16 protein-coding genes are annotated in these 15,364 nt (G+C 42.3%); 3 read left to right on the top strand and 13 right to left on the bottom strand.

Annotated elements, in window-relative coordinates:
- Positions 1 to 96: 96 nt before the first annotated feature.
- Positions 97 to 1,449: a tRNA (N(6)-L-threonylcarbamoyladenosine(37)-C(2))-methylthiotransferase MtaB gene (gene mtaB / locus ACZ47Z_RS04895; protein WP_020436181.1), complete on the bottom strand. Its 1,353-nt coding sequence runs from the start codon at positions 1,447 to 1,449 to the stop codon at positions 97 to 99.
- Positions 1,450 to 1,569: 120 nt separating this feature from the next.
- Between mtaB and ACZ47Z_RS04890 the strand changes: the two genes are divergently transcribed.
- A complete protein-coding gene (locus ACZ47Z_RS04890; RefSeq protein WP_054752513.1) occupies positions 1,570 to 1,803 on the top strand; it encodes an HPr family phosphocarrier protein in 234 nt (77 codons plus the stop codon).
- 104 nt (positions 1,804 to 1,907) lie between these two features.
- On the opposite strand, the gene thiI is transcribed toward ACZ47Z_RS04890, so the two are convergent.
- The 10 genes from thiI to ACZ47Z_RS04840 form a co-directional block, all read right to left on the bottom strand.
- Positions 1,908 to 3,098 (bottom strand): tRNA uracil 4-sulfurtransferase ThiI, encoded by a 1,191-nt coding sequence (gene thiI, locus ACZ47Z_RS04885; protein WP_196021702.1) that lies wholly within the window; start codon positions 3,096 to 3,098, stop codon positions 1,908 to 1,910.
- A gap of 29 nt (positions 3,099 to 3,127) precedes the next feature.
- Positions 3,128 to 4,285, bottom strand: a complete 1,158-nt coding sequence (locus tag ACZ47Z_RS04880) for a cysteine desulfurase family protein (protein WP_015528741.1) — start codon at positions 4,283 to 4,285, stop codon at positions 3,128 to 3,130.
- Between the two features lie 64 nt (positions 4,286 to 4,349).
- A complete protein-coding gene (locus ACZ47Z_RS04875; protein ID WP_464525923.1) occupies positions 4,350 to 5,117 on the bottom strand; it encodes a 16S rRNA (uracil(1498)-N(3))-methyltransferase in 768 nt (255 codons plus the stop codon).
- A gap of 11 nt (positions 5,118 to 5,128) precedes the next feature.
- Positions 5,129 to 6,085, bottom strand: coding sequence for a 50S ribosomal protein L11 methyltransferase (gene prmA, locus ACZ47Z_RS04870; protein ID WP_054752509.1), 957 nt, complete (start codon positions 6,083 to 6,085; stop codon positions 5,129 to 5,131).
- Positions 6,086 to 7,006 (bottom strand): glycoside hydrolase family 25 protein, encoded by a 921-nt coding sequence (locus tag ACZ47Z_RS04865; protein WP_464525922.1) that lies wholly within the window; start codon positions 7,004 to 7,006, stop codon positions 6,086 to 6,088. It abuts the gene before it with no gap.
- A gap of 212 nt (positions 7,007 to 7,218) precedes the next feature.
- On the bottom strand, positions 7,219 to 7,659 hold the full coding sequence (locus ACZ47Z_RS04860) for an MOSC domain-containing protein (RefSeq protein ID WP_015528737.1): 441 nt from the start codon (positions 7,657 to 7,659) through the stop codon (positions 7,219 to 7,221).
- A 96-nt stretch (positions 7,660 to 7,755) separates the two neighbouring features.
- The gene (moaA, locus tag ACZ47Z_RS04855) at positions 7,756 to 8,745 is read right to left on the bottom strand and encodes a GTP 3',8-cyclase MoaA (protein WP_464525921.1); all 990 of its coding nucleotides are present in this window, start codon (positions 8,743 to 8,745) and stop codon (positions 7,756 to 7,758) included.
- A 41-nt stretch (positions 8,746 to 8,786) separates the two neighbouring features.
- Positions 8,787 to 9,311: a molybdopterin adenylyltransferase gene (mog, locus tag ACZ47Z_RS04850; protein ID WP_054752505.1), complete on the bottom strand. Its 525-nt coding sequence runs from the start codon at positions 9,309 to 9,311 to the stop codon at positions 8,787 to 8,789.
- A gap of 1 nt (position 9,312) precedes the next feature.
- Complete coding sequence (gene moaC / locus ACZ47Z_RS04845; protein ID WP_055163989.1) at positions 9,313 to 9,816, bottom strand: cyclic pyranopterin monophosphate synthase MoaC; 504 nt, start codon at positions 9,814 to 9,816, stop codon at positions 9,313 to 9,315.
- A 171-nt stretch (positions 9,817 to 9,987) separates the two neighbouring features.
- Positions 9,988 to 11,217 (bottom strand): dicarboxylate/amino acid:cation symporter, encoded by a 1,230-nt coding sequence (locus ACZ47Z_RS04840; RefSeq protein ID WP_015528733.1) that lies wholly within the window; start codon positions 11,215 to 11,217, stop codon positions 9,988 to 9,990.
- A gap of 251 nt (positions 11,218 to 11,468) precedes the next feature.
- Here ACZ47Z_RS04840 and ACZ47Z_RS04835 point away from each other — a divergent pair, with 251 nt between their 5' ends.
- Entirely contained in the window at positions 11,469 to 11,639 is a 171-nt protein-coding gene (locus ACZ47Z_RS04835) for a hypothetical protein (protein WP_015528732.1), read from the top strand.
- Between the two features lie 141 nt (positions 11,640 to 11,780).
- Here the strand turns inward: ACZ47Z_RS04835 and ACZ47Z_RS04830 are convergent, their stop codons facing one another.
- Positions 11,781 to 12,995 carry a DUF4317 domain-containing protein gene (locus tag ACZ47Z_RS04830; RefSeq protein ID WP_020436192.1) on the bottom strand — a complete coding sequence of 405 codons (1,215 nt, stop codon included), beginning with the start codon at positions 12,993 to 12,995 and terminating at the stop codon, positions 11,781 to 11,783.
- A gap of 182 nt (positions 12,996 to 13,177) precedes the next feature.
- On the opposite strand from ACZ47Z_RS04830, the gene ACZ47Z_RS04825 reads away from it, so the two are divergent.
- Entirely contained in the window at positions 13,178 to 14,500 is a 1,323-nt protein-coding gene (locus ACZ47Z_RS04825; protein WP_412377428.1) for an MATE family efflux transporter, read from the top strand.
- Positions 14,501 to 14,577: 77 nt separating this feature from the next.
- Here ACZ47Z_RS04825 and pflA read toward each other — a convergent pair whose 3' ends face one another.
- Positions 14,578 to 15,324, bottom strand: coding sequence for a pyruvate formate-lyase-activating protein (pflA, locus tag ACZ47Z_RS04820; protein WP_054752497.1), 747 nt, complete (start codon positions 15,322 to 15,324; stop codon positions 14,578 to 14,580).
- Positions 15,325 to 15,364 lie beyond the last annotated feature (40 nt).

The following is a 15,364-nucleotide window of genomic DNA, read 5'->3' as shown; positions in this document are numbered from 1 at the left end:
TTCCGAAGGGCTTTGCTGTTGTTCTGTCAAACAGCGCAAAACGCTCTGGAAACCCAGAAACCCTACTTATAATTCTAATATAACCGAATTCAAAATTCAATGTATAATTTGCGAATCCTTCCCAATTTGAACTTTTACGATACTATTCTTGAGATTTTCATTTGTCTCTAGTGCAATTTTCATATATTCTTTCGTATGACCTGTCTGTACTTCTTTTCCATTCAGTTCCAGATCCTCTTCCACAAGTACTTCCACTTCTTTTCCCTGGAAACTCTGTTCATATGCTGCACGCTTTTTCTCACCAAGTTCAATTAATTGTGCACTTCTCTTTGCCTTGATCTGTTCATCTACCTGATCTGGCATCACAGCTGCTTTTGTCCCCTCACGGCGGGAGTATTTAAAAATATGTGTCTCATAGAAATCTATGCTGTCCACAAAATCATATGACTCTTTGAACTCTTCTTCTGTCTCTCCTGGGAATCCCACAATCACATCGGTTGTCAATGCCGGATTCGGGAAGTATTTTCTGAGAAGTTCACATTTTTCCGCATATTCACTGCTTGTATATCTACGGTTCATACGCTTTAATGTTGCATCACATCCGCTCTGCAGAGACAGGTGGAAATGCGGACACATCTTCGGAAGCTTTGCAATCCCTTCTGCAAATTCTTCTGTGATGATCCCCGGTTCCAAAGAGCCAAGACGGATTCTTTCAATTCCATCAATCTCATGGACTGCCCGGATCAATTCCAGAAGGTGATATTCTTTATCAAAATCAATTCCATATGAGCTCAAATGAATTCCTGTCAGTACAACCTCCTTATATCCGTTATCTGCCAGTGTACGTACTTCATCAAGCACATCTTCCATGGAACGGCTGCGGACTCTTCCACGGGCATATGGAATGATACAATATGTGCAGAACTGATTACATCCATCCTGAACTTTAATATAAGCTCTTGTATGATCTCCCGGCTTCGTCAGGTGAAGATTCTCGTACTCTTTTGTCTTTCCGATCTCTTCCATCTTGATCTCTGCTTTTCTGTCGTTTTCCTGGTTCTTTGCATTCTTTTCATTTTCTGTTACGTTGCAATCTGCATTGTGTGTTCTTTCATACTCTTCCAATGCTTCGATCAGATTCTGCTTCTTATTATTACCAAGCACAATGTCAATGCAATCATCCACCTGAATCTCTTTTTCCTTCGCCTGGACATAACATCCTGCAGCGACAACAACTGCATCCGGATTCATTTTTCTCGCCCGGTGCAGCATCTGTCTCGACTTGCGGTCCGCGATATTTGTAACAGTACATGTATTGATTACATAAAGGTCTGCCCCTTCCTTGAAAGGAACGATCTCATACCCTGCTTTTTCAAGCATTTCCTGCATGGCTTCCGTCTCATAGGCATTTACTTTGCATCCCAAATTATGCAGTGCTGCTTTCTTCATTTATTTCTACCTCTTTTTTCCTTTTATCTCGTTAATTTCTTGACTTTTGAACCTGCATCCCGTAGAATATACCTAGGCTTAGAAGCCAATTTTATTGTATAATTCAAGGAGGGATTTCAAATGAAAACAGTACAGATTTCATTAAACTCAATCGACAAAGTCAAATCATTCGTTAACACTATCACAAAATATGATAATGATTTCGATTTAGTATCCGGAAGATATGTTATAGATGCCAAATCAATCATGGGTATTTTCAGCCTTGATCTTTCCAAACCGATCGACCTGAACATCCACGCTGACAGCAATGTTGATGATATTCTTGCTGCACTTGATGCTTACATCATCAAATAATTCTATCTGAATACGATTCATGCGGACTTTGTTTTTGTAGCTTGTCCGCATATTTTTTAGAGTAAAGAAAAGCTGTTCCATTGGAGCAGCTTTTCTTTTTCCTATTATTCTCCCTGCTTCACTTCAATGATCTCAACAGTATCAATTGCTGTCTGCATCAGTTCGTCAATCTTTTCTGCAAGGTTCAACTCAGACTTCTCAATTCGTTCAATATTCGGCTTTGTCACCGGATGTTTTGCAACGAAAATTGTACAACAATCCTCAAATGGCTGGATTGAAGTTTCATAGGTATTGATCTTCTCAGAAATTTCTACAATATCCTTCTTATCAAATCCGATCAGCGGACGATAAACCGGAAGTGTACATACTGCATTCGTCGCTGCAAGACTCTGCATTGTCTGGCTTGCTACCTGACCGATACTCTCTCCTGTGATCAGACCAAGACATCCGTCTTTCTTTGCAAAATGTTCTGCGATCTTCATCATGTAGCGACGCATAATGATCGTCAATTCATCATGTGGACACTTCTCATAGATATAAAGCTGAATATCTGTAAAGTTGACAACATGAAGCTTGATCGGTCCTGAATAAGCAGAAACGAGTCTTGCAAGATCAACCACCTTCTCTTTTGCTCTTTCACTTGTGTACGGTGGTGCATGGAAATAAGTTGCCTCGAGTTCAACACCACGCTTGGATACCATATATCCGGCAACCGGACTGTCAATTCCTCCTGACAGAAGCAGCATTGCGCTTCCGTTTGTCCCGATTGGCATACCTCCCGGTCCCGGAATAATTCTGGAATAGATATAAACTTCTTCACGGATCTCCACATTGATACGAAGTTCCGGCTTATGAACATCTACTTTCATTTCCGGAAATGCATCCAGGATTGCTTCTCCAACTTCACAGTTGATCTCCATAGAGTTCGCAGGATAGCTCTTCTTTGCTCTTCTTGCATCAACCTTGAAAGTCATATTCTTCTCTTCGTAAGCCTCATCCACATATGCCACAACATCTTTTCTCAGCTGTGCCAGTTCAGCCACCGGTACACGGACTACCGGACAGATTCCGACAATACCAAATACCTTCTGAAGGCTTTCTACTGTCTCATCAAAATCATAATCTCCATCACAATCCACGTAGACTCTTCCGTGACATTTGTGTACAAGGAATTCTCCGTCTACGCCCTGCAGAGCATAACGAATCTGACGTACCAGTGCATCTTCAAAGATATAACGGTTCTTTCCCTTAATTCCGATCTCGCCGTATTTTATCAGAAATGAATGAAATTTCATGCTTTTTCTCCTTTATGAATCGACGTCAATTAATGACGCGTATATTTTCTCAGCATCGGTATACAATTATATAGTGTTTCCAGCGTGTAGTCAATTTCTTCTTTTGTAGTAAATTCTGACATACTGAAACGAATCGTCGCATCCAGATATTCCTGTGCCGCCCCAATGCTTCTGAGAACACCGCTTACTGCCGGATGATTCGATGCACATGCAGATCCTGATGAGACATAAATCCCCTTATCTTCCAGTGTATGAAGAAGAACCTCACTTCGGATTCCTGCAATTCCAAGACTGATGATATGTGGTGCACTTCCTTCATCTTTCAGACCATGGACTGTTGTATTCTCAATCTTTCCTGCCTGCTCAATAAAATAATCCTTCAGTTCACGCATCAGAGCTACTTTCATATCCAGATCATTATAGATCATCTTTGTTGCAAGTCCAAGCCCTGCAATTCCCGGAACATTTTCTGTACCCGAACGGAGATCCTTCTGTTGTCCTCCTCCGAAAAGAATCGGTTTAATCTTCACCTTTTCACCCACATAAAGAAATCCGGTTCCCTTCGGTCCATGAATCTTATGTCCACTCGCACTTAACAGGTCGATCTTCTGACGTTTTGGATAAATGTGATATTTTCCAAATCCCTGCACTGCATCCGAATGGAAAAGAATAGAAGAATTATACTCTTTTACAATCTTTACCGCTTCATCAATCGGTTGAAGTGTTCCAACCTCATTGTTCACATACATAACTGATACGAGAATTGTCTCCGGACAAAGTGCTTCTTTCAATGCTTCCAGATTCACTCTTCCACTCGCATCTACCGGAAGATATGTCACACGGAAGCCTTCCTCTTCTTCCAGATAACGCATTGTATTTAAGATTGCAGGATGCTCGATTGAAGTTGTGATCAGGTGATTTCCCGCTCTTCTGTTTGCTCTTGCACATCCGATCAGTGCAAGATTATCACTCTCTGTTCCTCCTGATGTAAAGTAAATATCTTTCGCATTTACCTTAAGAACCTTTGCGATCGTTTCCTTGGCTTCCTTTACATAATGCTCCGCATCTACACCTTTTCGGTGCATGGAGGATGGATTGCCATAATCCTGACACATTACTTTATATACAAGATCTCCCACTTCCGGATATGCTCTGGTTGTGGCTGAATTATCCAAATATGCTTCCATTTTATCTTCCCTTTTCTAACTCTGTTACCATTCACAGGCGTCTGCAACTGGCAACGTCTTTCTATTATCTTATGTTTTTATCGTCCAACTGTTCCCTGCATTCTAAATGATACATCAGAATTGACAATGTTGTAAGTCCCGCTGTCTCTGTTCTTAAAATACGCTTTCCAAGTGTGATTGGAACCGCTCCGGCCTCTTCCGCCTGCTCGATCTCGCTCTCGTCAAACCCACCTTCCGGTCCGATAAAGATACCGACAGACTGTCCCGGTTCAATCTTACTTATGACAGCTTCTGTTGCTTTCATCCCTTCCTGCAGTTCATAAGGAACAAGCACTACATCCAGCTCTTTCGCGTAATTCATTGCTTCCTGAAAGCTCATCACATCCTGCACTTGTGGCACAATTCCTCTCTTCGATTGTTCCGCAGCCCCCTTGGCAATTGCCTGCCAGCGTTCTCTCTTCTTTCCGGCTTTCTTCTGATCCAGTTTCACAACGGAGCGCTTTGCCGCAAATGGAACAATACTGTAAGCTCCAAGCTCTACTGCCTTCTGTACGATCCATTCCATCTTGTCCCCTTTCGGAAGTCCCTGAAATAAGATCATATGGGAAGCCAGCTCTGTCTGAGACACTTCTTTTTTCACAACACGAAGGACTGCTTCCTTCTCCTCATAACCTTCCACACTGCAGAAGTAATCCATTCCCTCTCCATCACTGACCCACACTTCCTCACCGGGTTTCATGCGGAGTACATTCTTCATATGATTCACATCACTTCCTGCCAGACGGATCTGTTCTCCGTCCACACAGGATGGATCTGCAAAAAAATGCTGCATCTTGTTTCTCCTTATGCATTCTTACGCGCTGTCACACATACCCATTCGCCCTGATATGTAACATCCAGAAGTTCCAGTCCGGCTTTCGCAACAGCTTCTTTTACCATCTCTTCTTTATCATCGATAATCCCACTTGTGATATAGATTCCGCCTGGTTTCAGCTGATTCACAATTACCGGTGTAAGTTCTACAAGAATCGGCGCAAGGATATTCGCTGCCACAATATCGTAGCACTCATATCCAACCTTATCCTGAACTTCTTTGTCATTGATAATATTTCCGATCATCACTTCATATTTATCTCTGGAAATTCCGTTGTTCTCCATGTTCTCATATGTAGCATCGATTGCACACGGATCCAGATCTGTTCCAACAGAATACTCTGCTCCGAACTTCAGCGCAAGCATTCCAAGAATTCCGCTTCCGCATCCCACGTCAAGAATCTTTGTCGTCTCTGTTGTATACTTTCTGATCTGACGGATACAAAGTTGTGTTGTCTCATGCATTCCTGTACCAAATGCTGTACCTGGATCAATATGGATCACCATCTTATCTTCATCCGAAGGCTTTACATCTTCCCAGGATGGAATAATCAGAATATCATCCACATAGAACTGATGAAAATACTTCTTCCAGTTATTCACCCAGTCTACATCCTCTGTCTGGGATTCTTCAATCTCGCAGGCTCCGACATTTACATAAGCAGACATCTCCTCCAGTTCTTTTTTCACATTTGCCAGAACTTTTTCTTTGTCCTCATCCTCTTCCAGATAAAAACTTAAGTAAGCCACACCATCATCTGCCTCGATCTCCGGTAAAATATCAACAAACATCTGCTCTTTATCAGACTCTGTCAGCGGGATCTTATCCTCAATCTCAACACCTTCAATCCCAAGATCTGCCAGCATACTGCTTACAATATCCTCTGCCTCTGTTGTTGTCTTCAATCTGAATTTATTCCATTTCATCTAGTTTTCCTCCTGAAACCACAAATCTAAATCTACGCTTGCACGAATTCCCGGAACCGTACCGGCCTCACTGTACTGCCACATCTTATAATCATATGGACACTGCGGAAGTTCATGATAATCCGCATACCAGAAATCATATTCTGTCAGCTCTTCCATCTTCAAGGTAAATGCCATCCATTTCATATTAGCATAAATCATCGGTTGATATCCAGCCTGTTTCACTCCGTCACAAAAGACTTTACAAAAATTCGTAAAGTCTTCCCTTGTATTCTGGCCTGTTCTTGCTGTATCATCTTTGATTTCTTCTGTGTCATAGACAACAGGTCCTTTAATCTGATACGGCTGGATATGTTCCAAAACAAAGTCAGTCTCTTCGACTGCCTCCGTTGCTGAGATTGCCTGGGAAAAGAAATAGACACCGACTTCCAAACCGGCATCCAATGCGCCTTGTACATTCTGTTCAAACATGGCATCTTCAACTAACGCGCCGCTCTCTCCATATGCACGGTATCCAAGTCTTACGATCACGAATTCGATTCCGCTTTCCTTCACCTGCTGCCAGTCGATCGTCTCTCCCTGGAACTCCGAAACATCAATTCCTTTTTTCGCTGACACTTTTCCCTTCGTATCTTTATACGAAAGATATCCTGTCTCTTCATCTAATGCCAGATTGCTAAAATCATAAGAATTCCTTGGTACTTGATCCTGAAGCCTTGCTCTGTAATTATTCTCTTTCACATCCTGGAAGTCATAGTACTTCTTTCCGTCTTCTGTAACAATCTGAACTCCACTGACAATCTGCGTGTTTTCCTGCTTGTCTTTCTTCGTCTGTCTTGTCTTCACGTTGCCGGAACCCACGCCGACAAGAATAACTGCAAGCCCCACAAGAGCCGCCGCCATCCATTGCTTCTTTCTCATTCATTTCCTTCCAATCGCATCTGTTCCGTACCGTTGCAGAAATGTTGTTACTGTTCACACGATGTGCGACCAGCAACGCATCTCGCCATTTTAAATCGCCTTTGGCGATGGGGCGAGATGCATTCAAGCCAAAACATGCATCCTCCGTGTCAATCAGCAAAGTGATTGACACAGGAGTGAACAGTAACGAAATGTTTCCAAGGTAATTTTCCTTATTCGTCTGCTGCAAGCACGATCATTTCATCTCCGGCTTTTATTTTACCACCATGAAGCACTTTTGCAAATACCCCTTCTCGCGGCATGATACATTCTCCCATTTTTTGGAAGATCTGACAGCCATGATGACATTCTTTTCCAATCTGTGTCATCTCTAACAGAACATCATTACATTTTAATCTTGTTCCAACCGGAAGATTACGGAAATCAATCCCCTGAACGATCACATTTTCTCCAAATGCGCCATCTTCTACTTCTGCACCTCTTGCACGGAATGCCTCGATCTTGTCATAAGAAAGAAGACTGATCTGACGATGCCATTTTCCTGCATGCGCATCTCCTTCCAGACCAAAATCTTCAATAAATGTGCCTTCCTCGATTCTTGTCTTCTGTGTTCCCTTTGCCGGACTTGTACAAATTGCTATTACTTTTCCCATTTTTCTATACCTCTCAAATTACTTTTTCACTTTTATAATTTTTGTGTATGATCTGCACCGTTACTTTTCTGTTATTGATTTTATTTCATTACTGATCTAACCACCGATTCCGTACATGCCCCGATGTTCTTTTTTCTGACCAACTTCTTCATCTCTTCGCTCATCCGAGAAATTGTGACAGGCCGGTTTTTTCCAGATTGCCTGACGCATTGCTTCTTTCACTTCTTCATCCGTTGCACCGCTTCTTAAAAGTTTTCTTAAATCAATTCCACTTTCATACTGTAGACAGAGTTTCAGATATCCTTCCGCTGTGAGCCGAATCCGGTTGCAGGAATCGCAAAACTTGTGACTCACTGCACTGATAAATCCAATTCTGCCCTGAAATCCCGAAAAGCTCACATACTCTGCCGGACCATTCCCCAAATGTTTTTCATACGGTTCAGCGTTTCCAAATGCTTTCTCTAAAAGTTCCAGAAGCTCATCCCTTGATTTTCCCTGACAGGCTTTTCCCATCCCGATCGGCATCATTTCTATAAAACGAACCTCTACCGGATGCTCCTTTGCATACTCTGCCATCTGAATATACTCTTCTTCTGACTGATTCATCGGCACACAATTTAACTTCACACGCAGATTCGGATATTCGAGTGCTGCCTGCAGTCCTTCCAGTGCCTGATTTAATTCCCCACATCTTGTCACTGTATGGTAACACGTTTCATCCAATGTATCAATACTGATATTCACTGCATCCAGCCCCTGACGCATCAACTCGTCCAACTGATTTTTAAGAAGAATTCCGTTTGTTGTCAATGTCACCTGTTCGATCCCCGAAATTCTCTTAATTTTCCCCAATAAATCCGGCAATCCTTTTCTCACCAACGGTTCCCCACCGGTCAGTTTGATCTTTGAAATCCCAAGTTCTGTACTGATCTGGCATACTCTCTCAATCTCATCAAAAGTCAGAATCTGCTCATGCGGCAGCTGCTCAATGCCCTCTTCCGGCATGCAGTAGACACAGCGCAGATTACAACGATCCGTCACAGAGATACGCAGATATTCTATTGTTCTTCCATATTGATCGATCATCTCTTACATACCTCATATTTTTTATCTCTTACATTACTGTTTTACTTTCCTTCAGAAACTGGTTTTCCACACTCACTTGCATTTCCTGTAAGAATTGCAAGACCATGTTCCAGAGATGGAAGTACTGCTTCTAGATTCTCTTTTACAGCCTTCGGGCTTCCCGGGAAATTAATGATCAACGTCTGATTGCGGATCACTGATGCACCACGGCTCAGCATTGCTCTTGGTGTTACCTGAAGTGAAGCCAGTCTCATCGCCTCTGCAATTCCAGGTGCATTCTTTGTTGCCACGGCAAGTGTCGCTTCCGGTGTGCAGTCACGCGGTGCAAAACCTGTTCCTCCGGTTGTTGCGATCAGATCCACTTTTTTCTCATCTGCAAGTTCGCAGAGACACTGTTCGATCATCTTCTGCTCATCCGGAAGAAGTCTTACTTCTGTCACTTCATATCCGGCTTCTTCTAACATACTGCAAAGAAGCGGTCCACTCTTATCCTCCCGCTCTCCTGCATATCCTTTATCACTCAGTGTCACTACCGCTACTTTCCATCTTTGTTCTTTCTTTTCCACTTTACTTTTCGCCTTCTTTTCTTTCCTTCTTATATCCATTATTGATCAGCCCACTCTTACCGCCGCTCTTTCTGACCAGATAGATTTCCCCAATCTCCATCTTTTTATCCATCGCTTTGCACATATCGTAAACTGTCAAAAGTGCTACACTTGCTCCTGTCAGAGCTTCCATCTCAACGCCTGTCTTCCCGGTCACACGTACCGTACAATTACAATAAATTGCAAGTTCACTCTCAACCATCTCGAACTCTACCTTGCACTTTGTGATCGGAAGAATGTGACACATCGGAATCAGATCCGATGTCCTCTTTGCTCCCATAATCCCTGCTGTTGTCGCAACTCCAAGCACATCCCCTTTGCCTGCAGTTCCTTCTTTGACAGCACGGAACACTTCTTCATTCACCGTGATCTTTCCTGTGGCGGTTGCTTCCCGGACTGTGTCCCGCTTCTCCGTCACATCTACCATAATGGCTTTTCCTTTTTCATCAAAATGTGTAAATCCCATTTTTTTCACCTCTCAATCTGAAAATGCTGTTGATATCCACATTCCCCTTGCAAATATCAACAAGACGATTGCTTTTTTTATACCAAACGATTGTACCACAGAATAGTGCTAAAATTCAATGTTTTGGCAAAAAGAAAGGACAACTATAATAGCTGCCCTTAAAATCAATTATTAAAATTCAATATTCCGCATCTCATCTGACTTCTCCGGAATCTTATGTCTTTCCGCATATCCTGTAAGAATCAGCGTAAGCGCTCCGTCCCCGGTCACATTACAAGCTGTTCCAAAACTATCCTGAAGTGCGAAAATTGTAAGCATCAGTGCTGTTCCCGCATCATCAAACAGAAGGACTCCTGTGATAAGTCCAAGGGATGCCATAACTGTTCCTCCTGGAACTCCCGGTGCACCGATTGCAAATACTCCAAGAAGTATACAAAACAGAAGCATTGTTGGAATTGACGGAAGTTTTCCATACAGAATCTGTGAGATTGTCATACAGAAGAACACTTCTGTGAGTACAGATCCACACAGATGGATATTAGCAAACAACGGAATTCCAAACTGTACCATATCTTTTCTTAATGGTTTTGCCTTTCCTGCACACTGCAGAGCAACTCCAAGTGTTGCTGCGGAAGACATTGTTCCAACAGCTGTCAGATATGCCGGTCCGTAATGCTTCACAACCTCCAGTGGATTCTTTCCTGAATAAACGCCGGCGATTGTATAAAGAAGTGCCATCCAGATATAATGTCCGATCATAACAATAATAATAACCTTAAGGAATACCGGAAGCTGTTTTGTAATGGATCCTTCATACGCCAGAGAACAAAATGTGAATCCAATAAATAACGGAAGGATTGGAATCAAAATCCTTGACACGATGGAAAGCACGATCTTCTGGAATTCTTCCAACATTCCTGTGATTAATTTTGCCTTATTCCATGCCGCTGCAAGTCCGATCATAATAGAAAATACAAGTGCACTCATAACCGGCATGATCTGTGGGATAGAAAGTTCAAACACCATCTCCGGCAGTTCTTTCAGTCCATCTACATCTGTCACAATAGAAAGATGCGGGATCAGCGCATATCCTGCTGCTGTAGAGAATAACGCAGCCCCAACAGAAGATACATATGCAATACATACTGCAAGCAGAAGTAATCTCGATGCATTATTTCCCATCTTTGTAATGGACGGTGCGATAAATCCAATGATGATCAGCGGAACGCAGAATGAAATAATCTGTCCCAGAACATATTTCAAAGTTACAATAATGTTCAGAATTGCATTTGTCAAACCTGTCCCGTCATTTGCATTAAGAGCAAGTCCGGCAAGAATTCCGATCACAACACCTACCAGAAGTTTAAATGGCAGGCTTTTGAAAAAACTAGATTTTTTCATAGGAAGAATCCTCCAATACTATTTTTCGGTCCTAATTCACAGATGTCTGTAATCTCCAACCTTTCTCAGACCTGTTTAGTCTGTATGCAATATTATAATACACGAAGGATAAATCTACAACTGTCTGTTTTTGGCACTTTTTATCTTCTCATCACATCGTCCGCTTACGAACTCACCTTTATTCTTTACTTTTTTATAATTCATGATAAAATATTTGTAATACTATATCGTGTTTAAAAGGAGATTTTAAAATGTTAGTATGTGATTATATCGTAGAACAGATCGACGGAGATTATGCACACTTAAGAAGAGTTGATCTTCCGGATGAAGAGTTAAAACTCGTAGCCAGAGCACTGCTCCCGGCTGAGATTGTAGAAGGTTGTAAACTGCACTATGAACTGATGCAGTATACAATCATCTAATGTTACTATTCTTCTACCTGTTTTTATTCAAAGAAGACTGTAAAGAGGATTCCCTCCTGAAAATATTTCATTTTAAATAAATGGAAATATTTTCAGGCAGGAATCCTCTTTGTACGTTTTCTCTATTTCTTTCCCCGTCAATTAATCTTCATCAAACGGAACAACATCATCCTCTGCATTTTCCACAGCTTCACCAGAACCACCTGCTTTCGGTCCTGCAACGCCTTTTACCTTCATCGTTCTGACATTGATCCCATTGACCTCAATGTGGTCATCCACAGGAATCACAAGGCACTGTCTTCCGTCGATCATTCTTGTCTCTACAAGATCCATCCGGTCTGGATTCACCTTGATCACAACATCCGGTGTCTCGATATTGAACTTTCTTGTCTCTGCGATATTACTTGCCAGAAGCGTTGCTTTCTCACCTGCATTTTCTTCGAAGTTCTTCTCAAAGTTTTCCATCTTCTCATTCGGCACACCGCTCTGCTCGAAAATCTTCTTCACATCCGTTTTATCCAATGTCAGCGGATCCGGTTCTTCTTTGTGTTCTTCGATCATATCATTCAATGTCTCGTGAATGTTACGGACAGTCTCGTAATCACCATCTTCTCCTAATGTATCTTCAATGATCATCTGGAATGTCTCTTTCTGTGTATCCGCAGACATCGGCATCTTCGCACCAAGAAGCTGGTCGATCATCTCCGGCTGAAGATCTTCTGATTTCTTCGTGTAATAAAGCACACTGTGAAGATCAGTACTTCTGTCGTTGAATGCCGGGAAGAGGAATCCTTTGTCCGGCTTATCAACGATCCAGTCACGGATTCTGTCCTGAATACAGTTCTCTTCCGCGTTATAGCTAAGCCCTGCCTTTGACAGACTGACCGGACAGATGCTCATCAGGATATGTTGATATACTTCATCTGAAGCATCATCCATCTCAAGATCATCGGATGTTCTTCCAGGAACATCGTATGCTGCATGGATCAAAATAATGTAATAATTCTCCGCATACTCATACGTTGCAATAACTTTGTCATAGAATTCTTCCAGAAGCATATCGTCTTCGAGACGGCTGTCACGAAGCTTCAACAGAAATTCCTGCGTTCCGCCCGGCATCTCTGCATCCAGTGGAAACTCCATATTCAGCATATTCTTTCCGATACTTCCGGAAAGTGTCTTCTTAAAAATATCAAAATACTTAAATGCTTCTTCCTCCGGAAGTGCGAGAAATGCGTCTTTTGACTCCATCTTTTTATTCTTCTCATAATCCACATAGCAGCCACAGATTTTCGTAATCGCACAGTTTTTCGGTGAGAACTGCTTACGGATCTCAAGTACTTCTTTTTTATTCATATATGTTTCCTTTCTCCATTCTTTCTATGTTATAATGAATAAACCATCTTTTCGGGGATTGTAAATACCGTAGACATAACATTCTTATTTTACCTCTATTTTCATAAGAAAGAAAGATTTGATTTTCTCAAAATTCTATGGTATTATACGCATTCTGAAAATACAGAAAGGAATTTTTTATTATGTCATCCAACTCAGTCACTTTAACTGCCCGGGAACATGTATTTCCACTCTTTGTTAAATATGTCTCAGCAAATGTACTCGGCATGATCGGATATTCTTGTTATATCCTTGCCGATACATTTTTTGTTGCCCGGGGAATCGGCTCGGATGCGATTGCTGCGCTTAATCTGGTTCTTCCTGCTTTCAGCTTGTTAAACGGAACAGGGCTGATGATTGGCATGGGTGCTGCTGCGCGATACTCGCTTTCCTCCGGCAGAGCTGACAGTGAGATTCATCGCACGATCTTCACCCAGGCACTTCAGCTTGCATTTGTAGCTATGCTGTTCTTTTTCAGCATCGGACTGTTTTTTGCAAGACCTCTTTGTGTCTTACTCGGAGCCGACGGAACTACATTGCCGCATGCGATTCCATACATCCGCATCCTGCTTATGTTCTCTCCGCTGTTTTTGTGCAACAATCTGTTGAACTGTTTTGTCAGAAATGATGGAGAACCGCGACTTTCAATGACTGCAATGCTCGTTGGAAGTCTGACAAATATTGTGCTGGATTACATTTTCATCTATCCTATGCAGCTTGGCATGACCGGAGCTGCACTGGCTACTGCAACTGCTCCACTGGTTGGGATGAGTATTCTGTCCATGCATTTCTGGAAAAAGAAGAATCAGTTTCATCTGGTAAAAACAAGGATACATCTGAAAACTGCTATAGATATCTGCCGGCTTGGAGTTTCTTCTCTTGTCGCTGAATTATCTTCCGGCATTGTAATTCTTGTCTTTAACATGCTGACGCTGAAGTTCAGTGGAACGACCGGACTTGCGGCATACAGTATCCTTGCTAATATCGCACTCGTACTTGTGGCGATCTTTACCGGAATCGGGCAGGGCATCCAGCCGATTGTCAGCAGCCACCCTGGTAAAAATGGAGCTCCTGTACGCAACCAGGTAAGACGTTATGCATTAAGCACTGCATTACTTATGGCTTTCATTGCCTATCTGGTTGTCTTTGTCTTTGCAGTTCCGATTGCTGACTTATTTAATAAAGACAAGGATCCGTTGCTTACTTCAATGGCAGCAGAAGGCATGCGCATTTACTTTGTAAGCCTGTTCTTTTCAGGCATCAATATGGTGTCAGCCACTTATTTAAGTGCTTCCGACCAGCCGGTACCGGGATTCATCATCTCTATCCTGCGCGGCCTTGTACTGATCCTGCCGATTGCTTTCCTGCTTGCCGCACTTTTTGGAATGACAGGTATCTGGCTCTGCCTTCCTGTTACCGAGGCAATCGTGTGTGTCGTGACCTTCTTCTTTCTGAGAAAATTTTAAGTAAAGTACTTACAAAAGAAGAACCCTGTTACGAATGTATTGATTCATACATCTCATAACAGAGTTCTTTTTTTACCTTATTTTAAATATTTCGCTGTCTCAAGAATACGGTTTGCATTCTCAATTCTCTCCTGTGTCGGAGGATCGATTCCCTCTAACTTGTAATCATATCCAAGTTCTTTCCACTTATATGCACCAAGTGTATGATATGGAAGAACTTCAACACGCTCTACATTATCCAGTGTCTCGATGAAATCATGAAGTCTCTCCAGGTACTCATCCTTGTCACTGCGCTCCGGAACGAGTACGTGACGGATCCAGATTGGTTTCTTGATATCAGACAGATAACGTGCAAACTCAAGAATATTCTTGTTGCTCTGTCCCGTGAGAATCTTATGCTGCTCATCATCAATGTGTTTGATGTCAAGCATCAGCATATCTGTGTATTTCAGCAGCTCCTGCATTTTACCAAAGAATGGTTCTTCCTTTGTAAATACAGCTCCGCTTGTATCAATATTGGTATGAACTCCCTGTTCTTTCGCTTTCTTGAAAAGGTCAATCAGGAAATCCATCTGCATCAGTGGCTCTCCACCGCTGACTGTGATACCACCTTTATCTTTCCAGTAGCTTTTATAGCGAAGTGCTGTCTTAAGCAGTTCATCTGTTGTCTTCAGTTCGCCGTCCTGCATCTTCCATGTGTCCGGGTTGTGGCAGAACTGGCAGCGCATTGGACATCCGCTTACAAAAATGATAAAGCGTACGCCAGGTCCGTCAACGGAACCGAAGCTTTCTGTTGAGTGAATGTATCCTTTTACTTCTGACATTGTCTTTCCCTCCTAAATTTTGTTTAAAAAAGGACGCAGC

This window comes from Mediterraneibacter faecis (assembly GCF_055383675.1).
This window is presented reverse-complemented; position numbering and strand designations above follow the sequence as displayed.